The sequence below is a fragment of the Parahaliea mediterranea genome, assembly GCF_017255185.1.
Classification (GTDB): domain Bacteria; phylum Pseudomonadota; class Gammaproteobacteria; order Pseudomonadales; family Halieaceae; genus JAFKCZ01.
Genome location: NZ_JAFKCZ010000003.1, coordinates 220993 through 234239, shown reverse-complemented (window position 1 = coordinate 234239; position 13247 = coordinate 220993). Strand labels below are relative to the sequence as shown.

9 protein-coding genes and 1 pseudogene are annotated in these 13247 nt (G+C 49.9%); 9 read left to right on the top strand and 1 reads right to left on the bottom strand.

Annotated elements, in window-relative coordinates:
• Positions 1 to 31: 31 nt before the first annotated feature.
• The 8 genes from JYP50_RS04690 (at position 32) to JYP50_RS04655 (ending at position 10986) form a co-directional block, all read left to right on the top strand.
• Positions 32 to 2800, top strand: coding sequence for a DEAD/DEAH box helicase family protein (locus tag JYP50_RS04690; protein ID WP_206559314.1), 2769 nt, complete (start codon positions 32 to 34; stop codon positions 2798 to 2800).
• Positions 2797 to 4116: a restriction endonuclease subunit S gene (locus JYP50_RS04685; protein ID WP_206559313.1), complete on the top strand. Its 1320-nt coding sequence runs from the start codon at positions 2797 to 2799 to the stop codon at positions 4114 to 4116. The genes JYP50_RS04690 and JYP50_RS04685 overlap by 4 nt, the downstream gene beginning before the upstream one ends.
• Positions 4113 to 4679: a hypothetical protein gene (locus JYP50_RS04680; protein WP_206559312.1), complete on the top strand. Its 567-nt coding sequence runs from the start codon at positions 4113 to 4115 to the stop codon at positions 4677 to 4679. Before JYP50_RS04685 ends, JYP50_RS04680 begins: the two co-directional genes overlap by 4 nt.
• On the top strand, positions 4676 to 6166 hold the full coding sequence (locus tag JYP50_RS04675) for an HsdM family class I SAM-dependent methyltransferase (RefSeq protein ID WP_206559311.1): 1491 nt from the start codon (positions 4676 to 4678) through the stop codon (positions 6164 to 6166). The genes JYP50_RS04680 and JYP50_RS04675 overlap by 4 nt, the downstream gene beginning before the upstream one ends.
• A 73-nt stretch (positions 6167 to 6239) precedes the next feature.
• Entirely contained in the window at positions 6240 to 7478 is a 1239-nt protein-coding gene (locus tag JYP50_RS04670) for an SIR2 family protein (RefSeq protein ID WP_206559310.1), read from the top strand.
• Positions 7479 to 7527: 49 nt separating this feature from the next.
• Entirely contained in the window at positions 7528 to 9306 is a 1779-nt protein-coding gene (locus JYP50_RS04665; RefSeq protein WP_206559309.1) for a helicase HerA domain-containing protein, read from the top strand.
• 5 nt (positions 9307 to 9311) lie between these two features.
• A complete protein-coding gene (locus tag JYP50_RS04660) occupies positions 9312 to 9521 on the top strand; it encodes a KTSC domain-containing protein (protein WP_206559308.1) in 210 nt (69 codons plus the stop codon).
• Between the two features lie 43 nt (positions 9522 to 9564).
• A complete protein-coding gene (locus tag JYP50_RS04655; protein ID WP_206559307.1) occupies positions 9565 to 10986 on the top strand; it encodes a TM0106 family RecB-like putative nuclease in 1422 nt (473 codons plus the stop codon).
• Between the two features lie 439 nt (positions 10987 to 11425).
• On the opposite strand, the pseudogene JYP50_RS04650 reads toward JYP50_RS04655, so the two are convergent.
• A pseudogene (locus JYP50_RS04650) lies at positions 11426 to 12332 on the bottom strand (IS3 family transposase).
• Between the two features lie 290 nt (positions 12333 to 12622).
• Here JYP50_RS04650 and JYP50_RS04645 point away from each other — a divergent pair.
• Positions 12623 to 13072 carry a YHS domain-containing (seleno)protein gene (locus tag JYP50_RS04645; RefSeq protein ID WP_206559306.1) on the top strand — a complete coding sequence of 150 codons (450 nt, stop codon included), beginning with the start codon at positions 12623 to 12625 and terminating at the stop codon, positions 13070 to 13072.
• Positions 13073 to 13247: the final 175 nt, after the last annotated feature.

Sequence of the window (13247 nt, the reverse complement as noted above, 5' to 3'; positions counted from 1 at the left end):
CAGATAAGAACTGCGGAGCAATGGATTGACTATGGCCACGCCAAATCAGAACCCGGAACAAAAGGCACGCGACAACATTGATGAAATGTTGTCCAAAGCCGGCTGGCATATTCAGAGCAACAAAGCCATTAACTTCAATGCAGGACTTGGCGTTGCCGTACGTGAATATCAGACCGATGTCGGTCCGGCAGATTATGTGTTGTTCGTTGACAAGGCCGCCGTCGGAGTCATAGAAGCGAAGCCCGAAAATTGGGGGCATAAAATCACCACGGTTGAAGAGCAGTCCGGTGACTATGCCAAAGCGAAGCTGAAATGGGTCAATAACAGCGAGCCGTTGCCTTTTGTCTACGAAAGCACTGGCGTTATCACGCGCTTCACAAACGGCAAAGACCCTAAGCCCCGTTCACGCGAGATATTCTCCTTCCACTCCCCTGAAACATTGGGGGAGTGGATTGGCAAAGCAAAGTCACTGCGCGGTCGGTTGCTTGATATGCCGGAGCTTAACCATGACGGATTGCGCGATTGTCAGATCGCCGCAATCGAGAACCTGGAAGAGTCGTTCAAGAAAGACCGTCCGCGCGCGCTGGTACAAATGGCGACTGGGTCGGGTAAGACCTTCACCGCCATCACTTCGGCCTACCGTCTGTTAAAGCATGCCGACGCAAAGCGCATTCTGTTTCTGGTTGACACCAAAAACCTCGGAGAGCAAGCCGAGCAAGAGTTTCTGAAGTTCGTCCCCAATGACGATAACCGGAAATTCACAGAGCTTTATAACGCACGGCGACTTTCCTCACGCCATGTTCCAGGCGATGCGCAGGTCTGCATTAGCACCATCCAGCGTATGTACTCCATCCTGAAGGATGAAGAGCTGGACGAGGCTGCGGAGGAAACTCCGCTAGCCGAACAGCTTACCAAACCCAAAGACCCCGTACCGGTCGGATATAACGAGAAAGTACCGCCAGAGTTCTTCGACTTCATCATCATCGATGAGTGTCACCGCTCTATCTATAACCTCTGGCGACAAGTACTTGAGTATTTCGATGCGTATCTCATTGGTCTGACAGCGACACCGGATAACCGCACGTACGGATTCTTCGAAAAGAATATCGTCAGCGAGTATGACCACGAAAAAGCTGTGGCCGACGGCGTGAATGTCGGTAATGAAGTCTATGTCATTGAAACCGAACACACCAATAAGGCCTCCACCGTCAAGGCCAATCAGCAGGTTGAGCGACGTGAAAAGCTGACCCGCAAGCGGCGCTGGGAGTTGCAGGATGAGGATGAGCATTACACCGCCAAGCAATTGGACAAGGAGATCGTCAAGCCCGACCAGATCCGCACCGTCATACGCACATTCAAAGAGAAGTTACCGGAGATATTCCCAGGCCGGAAAGAAGTTCCGAAGACACTTATATTCGCCAAAACGGATAGCCACGCCGATGACATCATTCAGACTGTGCGCAAAGAGTTCGGGGAAGGTAACGAATTCTGTAAGAAAGTGACTTACCAGTCTGAAGAGAACCCAAAATCCGTCCTTGCTCAGTTCCGCAATGACTACTATCCCCGCATAGCCGTTACCGTGGACATGATAGCCACAGGTACAGATGTGAAGCCGCTTGAATGTCTGCTATTCATGCGCGATGTAAAAAGCCGCAACTACTTCGAACAGATGAAGGGCAGAGGAACACGTACGCTCGAATATGATGATTTAAAGAAGGTTACACCCTCAGCGGCCAGTGCCAAGACGCACTATGTGATTGTCGATGCGATTGGCGTAACGAAGTCCCTTAAGACGGTAAGCCAGCCGCTAATCACCAAGCCCTCCGTGCCGCTGAAAGACCTGGCCATGGGCGTGATGATGGGCGCAACAGACGAAGATACAGTCAGTTCGCTCGCTGGCCGCTTATCGCGTCTCAACAAGCAGCTTGATGATAAAGACCTTGCGCACATCAAAGAGAAGTCTGGCGGTCGCGATCTGTCCGATATCGTGAGCGGTCTACTCGCCGCTATCGACCCAGACAATATCGATAAGAAGGCGCGCGAGGTAGAGGAATACTCAGAAGGGCAGGAAATCCCTTCGGAGAACCTAGATAAAGCGCGAGGTGAGTTGGTCAGTCAAGCCGCCAATGTCTTCACCGGTGAGCTAATTGAATTGCTGGACTCGATCCGGCGTGACAAAGAACAGACGATTGACCACAACGCTATCGACAACACCACTCGCGCGGAGTGGGACGGTGATGCGATAGAGAATGCTAAAACTATGGTGCAGGACTTCGAAGCCTTCCTGGAAGAAAACAGAGATGAAATCGAGGCCTTGACCATCTTCTATAAAACCCCGCACCGGCGCCAGACCGTGACATACAAGATGATAAAGGAAGTCATGGAGAAAATCCGGGAGGACAAACCCAAGCTTGCCCCACTTCGTGTCTGGCGTGCCTATGCGCAGCTTGACGACTATAAGGGCGAAAATCCTGTGAGTGAACTAACCGCCCTTATTGCGTTAATACGTCGGGCATGCGGCATAGATAAAACTGTGTCCCGCCACAGCGAAACAGTGCGGAAGAACTTCCAGGACTGGGTGATGAAAAAGCACAGTGGCGGCGGCAATAAGTTCAATGAAGAACAAATGGAGTGGTTGCGGATGATCCGAAATCACGTAGTGACCTCATTTCACTTCGAGAAAAGTGACCTCGAAGCGTCACCCTTTGATAGTAAAGGTGGTATGGGAAAGATGTACAAGCTGTTCGGTGATGATATGGACACGCTGATAGAAGAATTGAATGAGGTATTGGCAGCGTGAGTGAAGAGGTTGAGAGCAAAATTGAGAACTGGGTTCCGCCAACACCGGAAGTTCCTGAGTATTGGGAAATACCTGATTTCGATTCCTTGATTGATAGTATTTCAACGAATGGAATAAAAATCCCTCAGAAGTCATATTTGAAAGAGGGGAGTTTTCCCATAGTCGACCAAGGCCAAGGCTTGATTGGTGGCTTTACAGACGACGAGAGCAAAGTATTAAGAAACTCAGGTGAGGTGGTCGTGTTTGGTGATCACACGAGATGTTTTAAACTTATTAACTTCGATTTTGCGCCCGGCGCGGATGGAGTAAAAATTCTTAAACCAGGCAATAATCTTGATTGCAGATTTATCTACTATGCATTGACTGCTTTAAAACTACCCAATCGTGGATACTCTAGGCACTATTCCTTTCTAAGGAAAAGCAAAATTCCGCTACCACCCCTTAACGAACAAAAACGGATTGTTGAAAAGATTGAAGAACTATTCTCCGAGATAGATAAGGGAGTTGAAAGCCTAAAAACTGCGCGGGAGCAACTAAACCTCTATCGTCAAGCCATACTCAAACACGCCTTCGAAGGAAAGTTGACCGCCGACTGGCGTGAGGGCTTTCAAATTAGCCCCGATAGCTGGGGGATTGTTAGGGTTAAAGATGTCGCCGTTGTTGGCACTGGGGCAACACCAAAGCGCGGTCAGAAAAAGTACTATGAGAATGGCACGCATCCATGGATTACTAGCGGCGCATTAAATAGTGAATTTGTAACGGAACACTCTGAGTTGATAACTGATGCTGCTTTGAAGGAAACAAACTGTAAGCTATATAAGCCAGGAACAATACTTGTAGCCATGTATGGTGAAGGAAAAACCAGAGGGAAGTCGGCTGTTCTGAAAATTGAAGCCGCCACAAATCAAGCATGTGCTGCCATTACAATTAAATCAGAAAACGTTCTGCGCGACTATCTTTGGAGCTATTTTAAGTACAACTATGAGAATATTAGACTTCAATCATCTGGTGGTGTCCAGCCAAACCTGAACCTAACACATATTAAAAATATACGAGTACCGCTTCCAAGCTTGGCTGAGCAGAGAGTAATAGTAGAGGAGGTTGATCGTCAGATTTCAAAAGTGAAAAAGACCCAGATGGAGATCGACCTTAGTCTTTTAAGACTCAACAAGCTCCGTCAATCAATACTAAAGAAAGCTTTCTCGGGAAAGCTGGTTGCCCAAGACCCGAATGACGAGCCTGCCAGCGTGCTTCTTGATCGTATCCAGACCGAGAAAGAAAAGAATAGTAAAAAGAAGAAAGGAAAGGCCGCATGAGTGAGTATGAATTCTGGAGTCTCATCGTTGGCGCAGTTGCGGCAATCGGGACGCTGGCGGCAGTTTGTGTTTCTTTATGGGTAGTGCTGCGGAAGCCTAAGAAATTTGCAGTAGGTGACGTTCAGGTGTTCGTCGACGTGACTCTATTGGAGGATGGGCAGTCTGAGGCTAACCAGGGCACATTGCGTGTTGAAATAAAGAACATGATTGATGCCAAGATGCATGTTTTCTGTATTGATTTAGTATATGACGTTCCTGTTGATAACGGTGCTTACTTGGAAACTCTGAGGTTTCCCTGTGAACGCGTATTTATCCCTGCCCATAGCAAATATATCGTGCCCGCTGATCTTACGGGTACTCGTGTAGCGCCTGAAACTCTTGATAAGGCCGAAAATTTGAGAGTGGAGGTCTCAACGAGCTTCGGTGACGAGTCTATTCCATTTCCCAGCATGTATTTTGGGGCGCTTCGTAAGGCGCTTGAGAAAGGAGAGATCTCACAGGACTCCGCTCGCACTAGCATGACTATTAAATCGCCAAAGAATTTGAAAGGTAAGGCCGCATGAATACCGCAACCATTATTTCCAAAGTCTGGAGTTTTTGTACCACGCTACGTGATGACGGGGTTGGGTATGGCGATTATCTGGAGCAGCTCACCTATCTGATTTTTTTGAAGATGGCGGATGAATATGCCAAGCCGCCCTATAGTCGTGATGTTGGTATCCCCGCCGAGTATGACTGGCAGAGCCTGAAATCAAAGAAAGGGGCTGCGCTTGAAGTTCATTACATTGAGCTTCTGCGTGAGCTTGGCACAAAGAAGGGCATGCTTGGTCAAATATTCACCAAGTCGCAGAACAAGATTCAAGACCCGGCAAAGCTCTATCGTCTGATCGATATGATTGACGGCACTGAATGGGTGACCATGGAGGCCGACACCAAGGGCGATATCTATGAAGGGCTGTTGGAGAAGAATGCGGAAGACACCAAGTCCGGTGCAGGGCAGTACTTTACGCCGCGTGCGCTCATCAGGGCGATGGTGGAATGTGTAAGACCTGAGCCAGGCAAGACGATTGCAGATCCAGCCTGCGGTACAGGCGGGTTCTTCCTGTCAGCCTATGATTTTATAACCAACGCCGAAAACTATCAGCTCGATAAAGACCAGAAATCCTTCCTCAAGCACGATACCTTCTTCGGGAACGAGATTGTTGCCAATACACGCCGCCTGTGTCTGATGAATATGTTCCTTCACAATATCGGCGAGATTGACGGGGATAGCTCTGTATCCCCGAATGATGCGCTGGTAGCCGATGAAGGGAAGCGCTTTGACTATGTCTTGGCCAATCCGCCCTTTGGTAAGAAGAGCTCCATGAGTTTTACCAATGAGGAAGGAGAGCAGGACAAAGAGGATCTGACCTATAACCGGCAGGACTTCTGGGCGACCACTTCAAACAAACAGCTCAACTTTGTCCAGCATATTCGGACGATGCTGAAGATTACGGGTCAGGCCGCTGTCGTTGTACCCGACAACGTCCTCTTCGAAGGCGGGGCAGGGGAAACCATTCGCCGCAAGCTGCTGGAGAATACCGACCTGCATACCATCCTGCGCTTGCCAACGGGCATCTTCTATGCCCATGGGGTAAAGGCGAATGTACTTTTCTTTGATAACAAAGAAGCCAGCCCAAATCCCTGGACGAAAGAAGTCTGGTACTACGATTACCGCACCAATGTCCATCATACGCTCAAGAAGAAGCCTTTGCGGTATGAGGACCTGGACGAGTTTATCGCCTGTTTCAATCCTGAGAACCGCAACAAGCGGAAAGCGACCTGGGATGAAGACAAGAATCCAGAAGGGCGCTGGCGTAAATTTTCCTATGAAGAGTTAATGGCACGGGATAAGACCAGCCTCGATGTTTTCTGGCTGAAGGACAAGAGTCTCACAGACCTGGAGAACTTACCCGAGCCAGATGAGTTGGCAGAAGAAATTATCGAGAATCTGGAAGCTGGTCTGAATAGTTTCAGGGAAGTGCTAGCGGGTTTGGAAAAAGCGGGATGACACCATGCCAATAATTGCGTGATGTAAAGTTGAATAGTTCTCACACTTGAATTCGAAAAGGAATTTCTGAACGATGAATCAGCAATCTGTGCACAACCCCGATCGATATATGATCGATTTGAGGCAGATAATTTCTCAGGGAAAGAAACGTATTGGGATTCTTGTTGGTGCTGGTGCGCCAGTGTCCGTACGAGTAGATGAACAGGGCAAACTAGCTGATGATGGAAGTCCGCTAATTCCTGATGTTGCCGCCCTTACAAAATTTGTACTAGAGCAACTCGAGGAGGGTGACAAAGCAGTTATTGAAAAGTTGTTGCCAGAGCTTGATTCGGAACCAAATATTGAAACCATACTGACCCAAATCAGAAGACTTTCTCAAGCAATTGGAAGTGCTCAGGTGCATGGTATCGACGGTCAGGGTTACCACGATATTGCAGGAACGGTGTGTGAAAAAATTGGAGAACGAGTCGCTACCATTTTGCCAGAGGAACAAAATCCTTACACAGAGCTTGTGTCCTGGATTGGCGGAACACAACGCGAGCATCCAGTAGAAATTTTCACTCCCAACTATGACTTGTTATTAGAGGAGGCATTTGAACGCGCTCAACTGCCGTATTTTGATGGATTCTCTGGATCGCATAAGCCCTTTTTTGACCCGACTACGGTAACTGAAAATAGCCTTCCTGCACGTTGGTCTCGGCTTTGGAAGATTCATGGCTCACTCGGTTGGGAGATTGAGAACAATACGGTAATCCGAACAGGTGAACGAAAGGCCACACATCTAATTTATCCCGATCACTTAAAATACGACCAAATTTCCAGGCAACCGTATTCAGCGCTGTTCGAACGATTGCGAGAGTTCTTAACCACGCCTGATAGCCTACTATTGTGCACCGGATTCTCTTTCTTTGATGCACATATCTCGGCTGTTATAGATGAGGCTCTTGCAGCGAATACGCACACCGCAGTACTCGCGTTCCAGTTTAAAAAGTTAGAGGATGAGCCATACGCTGTGAAAATCGCAACACGTCGACCAAATATGAGTGTGTATGGCAATGACGGTGCTGTAATTTCAGGAATTTCCGGAAGATGGAAAGTTGGAGATCCCCCAAGTGATGAATGGATACGTATCCGGGAAACGTTTTGGGACGCTTCCAAAAATGATGGATCTGGCGCATTTGTGCTTGGCGATTTCGCCCGACTTACAAGGTTCTTCGCTCAGTCTCACGCTACGGACTTCTCTTCAAGGCAGGTTGAGGTAATAGACGTAGAAGAGCAATCTGACGATGAGGTTGATGATGTTAAGCCGTGACCCGACATTCTTAGGAACTGTAGCTTCTGTATCCGGGTCATCTATAAGCGTGAGGCTGGCGAAGTCGATAGCCTCTGGCTTATCTATTATCGAAGGTCGCGCCTATAAAATTGGTCAGGTTGGTAGTTTTGTACGTATCCCGCAAGGTTATCAAGATCTATTCGGCGTTGTGTCTGAAGTTGGTGCCAAAGCCATGCCTCTAGAACACGCCGACAACGAGGATGAGACCGGGAGGTGGATGCAAGTCCAATTAGTGGGTGAATCAATTGGCGGTACTTTTGAGCGTGGAATTAGTCAGTATCCGAATATTGGAGATAGCCTGCATATCACGACGGAGAGAAGCCTTGCTCGCATTTATGGATCCGATGGTGGTGGTCAGGTCACGTTTGGAACCCTTTCCAGTGCAGAGAGCATCCCCGCTAAAGTTTCTCTAAATGAATTGGTAACTAGACATTCTGCAATTCTTGGCTCGACCGGTTCCGGGAAGTCTACTACGACTGCGAGTGTTCTCCGTTCGATCTGTGGCGTATCCGAGGGAAACAATACGTATCCGAACGCACGCATATTGATGTTGGATATACATGGTGAGTACTCGGAGGCGTTATCGGATATTGCTCAAATATTCTCTGTTGACCCCAGGCCTGGTGAGCGTCCTTTGTTTATACCGTATTGGGCTTTGGAATCTAATGAGCTCCTTGAATTCTTGACCGGAGGAACGATAGAAGGTGCAAGGGAAACAGCGTTTACCGACAAGATATTTGGGCTAAAGATAGCTTCACACACCGCAATGAATTTCCCGGGTGTCGAGGAAAGCTCAATCACAGTCGATACACCCCTCCCATTTAGTCTCAAAAAACTGTGGTATGACCTGATTGATTTTGAAGTTACCACCTTTGAAGGGCAAAACAGGGATCAGCCGGCAAAGCTTGCTGATGGGAATGCCGAAACACTCGATCCGCCCAGATACAAACCACACGCTATGGGCGCTAACGGCCCATTTCTTAATCAGAATGCCATCGGTATCAGACGACAGCTCAACATATTGCGTTCAAGATTACTTGACCGTCGATACAACTTTTTACTTCATCCGGGGGATTGGGAGCCAGACCTTAACGGGGTTGTACAAAAGGACTTGGATGAACTGCTCCATGGATGGCTAGGTGGACAAAACCCTATCACAATTCTGGATTTGTCTGGTGTGCCGAGCGGTGTCCTTGAGCTTCTTGTAGGTTCGATTCTGAAGATTGTTTATGAGTCTCTTTTTTGGAGTAGAGAGAAATCAGAAGGTGGAATAGAACGTCCACTTCTGGTGGTTATGGAAGAGGCGCACCGTTATCTTTCATCAGACAAGGACAGTCTCGCCTCAGTAACCGTTCAGAAGATCGCCAAAGAAGGCAGAAAGTACGGCGTTGGGGCGATGGTGATTAGTCAGAGACCTTCGGAGGTAAACGAAACAATACTATCCCAGTGCGGTACGTATTTTGCCCTACGTTTGTCTAATCCAGCCGACAGATCGCGTGTTCAAGGGACATTGCCAGATGGGTTGGTGAGTTTGCTTGAAGTTCTCCCTGTTCTCCGAACAGGTGAGGTCGTTGTAATGGGAGAAGCCGCAAAGCTTCCGATGCGTTGCCGTGTAACTTTGCCAAATGAAGAACACAGACCAAAGAGCAGCGATCCAAAAGTTGCTAATCAATGGGCTATGGATAAAAAGCCGGAAGGTTATGATCGTGTTGTGGCTTCCTGGCGAGCCCAAAAGCCAAGAGCGGTCGTAAACCCAGTTGCGATTCAGCGGGAAAATGTCACAGACGAAACGGAAGGGAAGGATTGAACACTATGGATAGACAATATGTCGCGTCTTCGAATATCGCATCTATCGGTTACGACGAACCGTCACAGACCTTAGAGGTTGAGTTTCTTAATGGGACGGTATACCAATATTATAATGTCCCCCTGAATATGTACGAAAGCATGATGAAAGAGGGCTCTAAGGGGCGTTTCCTAAACACCTACATAAAGAATGCGTACCCGTTTTCAAGAGTGTAGAGACCACCACCATTTTTTTTTTGCCATGCTTTGGAGATAGATTTTGCCTTACGCCCTGATTAGACCGAGTGATGCCAAGGCCTGGACTGAGTGTTCCCGACGGGTCTGGCTGGATAATAAAGCGGAGATTACCCAAGCGCCGCTCGATCCGTTCGAGGAACTGGTGATTGAGCTCGGTCTTGCCCATGAGCGTGATGTGCTGGAAGGTTTGCGCGGTCAATACGATGTGCGTGAGGCGAGCTCTGTAGAGGATACCGCGCGTCTCATGGAGGAGGGCGTAGAGGTCATCTACCAAGCCCAGCTATTCGATGAAGCCGAGAATATCTCCGGTTATCCCGACTTTCTAATCCGTCACGAAAGCGGCGCATATCAGCCCGCTGATGCCAAGCTCTCTTTAAGCGCGGATAAGAAGGATATCCAGGTCCAGCTTGGTATCTATCGCAAGATGCTTGCCAATGGATTGCCAGGGATTGTCTTCTTGGGCGATGGCAGCCAAGACGAGATTGGCGCAGAAGTCGATGCGCTCACCACCAAGTTTGTGACCGAGATGCGTGCGTTACTCGCAAGCGATGATGAGCCGCTCGTACGCTATTCTCACAGCAAATGCCGAGCTTGCGTTTATTACGATCACTGCAAGCCCGGTTTTATGGCTAAGGAAGATTTATCGTTGCTCTATGGTGTGGATGGCAGGGCTGTGCCGCATCTGGAAGCGGCGGGGGTAGGTACAATAACGCAGCTTGCAGCTGCCGACCCGGAAGCAATTCCCAATGTGCCTTATCTCAAAAATGAAAAAAAGCATCGCGCTGTATTACAGGCAAAGTCTTGGTTTGACGAGCAGGTCTATCAAGTCGCTGATGTAATGCTGCCAGCCGGCCAGTGGGTTCATTTTGATATCGAGGATAATCCGCTTACCAATACCGGCGAAAAGCATGTCTATCTCTGGGGTTTTCTCGTACCGGACTATGGGGATGCATCCTTCGAATATGTCTGGACAGATAGCGAAGATCAGGACAGGGACGGCTGGCTTGGCTTCCTGGCGCAAATCGAGGCCTATCGGGCGCTTTATCCCGAGCTTGTGCTGGCGCATTACTCCAGCCACGAGAAGAGCACAATCAGGTCGTATGCCAAGCGTTACGCGATGGAAGATAACTCCACCGTAGAGTGGTTATTGGGGGGTGATTCCCCGCTCTTCGATTTGCAGAAACCGGTATTGGAGAGTCTGGTATTACCGTTGCAGGCCTATGGTCTCAAAGATATTTGTAAGCATCCCGGTCTAGTGAACTTCCAATGGGAAGATGATGAATCCGGTTCCCAGTGGTCTGTCGTGCAGTTCCATGAATTCTTACATGAGCAAGATGCGCCCGCTAAAGAAGCCTTGAAGCAAGCCATACTCGGTTATAACCGTGATGATGTGAAAGCAACGTTCTATCTGGAGCGCTGGTTACGCGCACGTTATTTGGGTTAGATGGGTTGCAGCGGTCGCCTAGCCTAAAGCGTCAGCTTAACGGCTAGGTTTACAGGCCGGCGACGATAGGCTCTTGGTTTTTGATTATATGCTGAGGACTAATTTCCAGTTCGGGCTTTCGTCCGGTACGGTGCACCATCTTAACGTTCGGGGAAATTCCCGGGCGTCTCTAAGGCCCAGTAAATACTGGGCTTTTTTGTGCCTGCTTGTCTTGTAGCGTCCCATGAGTGCGCTTGAAGTCCACGCAAAAGCTGGGTAACTTTCTGGGTAACTATTGAAAGTTACCCAGGTGGACACCGAGATGGCCACGCGAAAGCCCCTCACTCACGCGAGGCAGGCCGAAACCGCCAAGCCGGAAACCGCCAAGCCGGAAACCAGAGGTGGCCCCAGTTCTTTGAACAGCAACACCCGATTCTGTAAGTGGATTCCTGCCCTGGTTTTAAGCTGCCAGGGGTAGTGGCAACGCTTCGAAGTAGAACTGATCCGGAGTCTGTCGGCCAAGTCTGCTGTGGGGCCGACGGCTGTTGTAGAAACGGGGAAATGACGATTAAGGCCAGCCTTGGCCGCCGAGACAGTGTCATAGGCATGGAGGTAGACCTCCTCGTACTTCACTGATCGCCACAGTCGTTCGACGAACACGTTGTCCCGCCAGGCGCCCTTGTCATTCATGCTGATTTTGATGTCGTTGTCCTTGAGCAGGCCAGTGAATGCCATACTGGTGAACTGGCTGCCCTGGTGGTGTTCATGATCTCCGGCTTGCCACGCCGCTCCATGGCCCCCTCAACGGCTTCCAGGCAGAAGTGGGTATCCATGGCGTTCGAGACCTTCCAGGACAGTACACGCTGGGAGAACCAGTCCACAACAGCGGCCAAGTAGACAAACCCGCGAGCCATCGGCAAATAGGTAGTATCCATCGCCCACACCTGATTGGGCCGCGTTACCGCCAGATTTCGGTGCAGGTACGGATAGACCTTGTGCCCGCGATGCCGCTTCGTGGTCTTGGGTTTACGGTACAGGGCTTCAATGCCCATGAGCCGCATCTTTCGCTCAGCAATCCCGCCTTGTTGAGCGCGCCTTCTAAAAAGTCATTTTCCAAGGTCAACTCACCGATCTTGGCGTGGAGCGTCTTCACGTCTACCGGGGGCTCCTTGGATTCCTCGTCACCGGATACGTCGGCGGAGCGTTCCAGCAACTGTGTCTTCCACTGCGTGATCTGATTGGGGTGAACGTCGAAACGCTTGGCAAGTTCTGCCATGGCCTGTTCGCCCTTGAGGGCCTCCAGTGCCACCTTGTGCCACCTCGGCCTCGAACTGGGGTTTGTGATTACGGCGAGGCCTTCTAGCCATTTTGATCACCTGATATCGGGCAATACGATGTCCTATGTCAGCCAGGGAATCCACTTATAGCGCTGTTCAGATTTTTGGGACCACCTCTGTTGCGCGCCGGTCGTTGGCCCGCAGGGACGTTTCAGCGCCTGCAATAGTTTATTGACTCTATAACCAATTAACCGCTCCACGGGAAAGGCTACATTAGCGCCCGGGTCAAGCAACGCTGGTTCCTTGAATGACCAAGGCCAGTCGAGATACCTGTTTTACTTTGCAGCGCTATGTTACTTCACACTAAAAGGAGCACATTCATGAACCTTAAATCCCTGCTAGCGGCCTTCGCCGGCTTGATGTTTTCTTTCAGCGCATTGGCGTCCGACTTTGCACAGAGTACCCCCGCGGTTTGGGGCTATGACGTGGTGTCCTACCACGTCAACAAGCGACCCGTCCGGGGGTCCGGCCACTATGTCGTGACCCACGACGGCGCCACCTACCTTTTCAGCACGCTGGAGAACAAGGAGACCTTCGCCAAAAACCCCGCGAAATACGTGCCTGCCTACAACGGCTACTGCGCCTACGGCGTTGCCAAGGGCAAGAAGTTCGCGGGTGATCCGGAAGTCTGGCGCATCGTTGACGGCACCCTGTACCTGAATCTGGACAGCAAGATCCAGGATCTCTGGTTGAGCGAAACCGATACGATGATCAAGGACGGCGACAGCAACTGGAAACGCATCAAGAATGCCGACCCCGCCAATTTGTAGTACCGCTGGCGTTACCGCCGACGCCGTCGCCCCGGAAGGGACGACGGCGTTTTTGTTTTTGGTGAAGGGTCGGGGCGCGGCGAGCCACCACTAGCGCGTCGACTATTTCACAAACGGTAATTTTGTACTGACGTCGACACCAGTTATCCCGGCGTGTACGCATTTTACTATCACC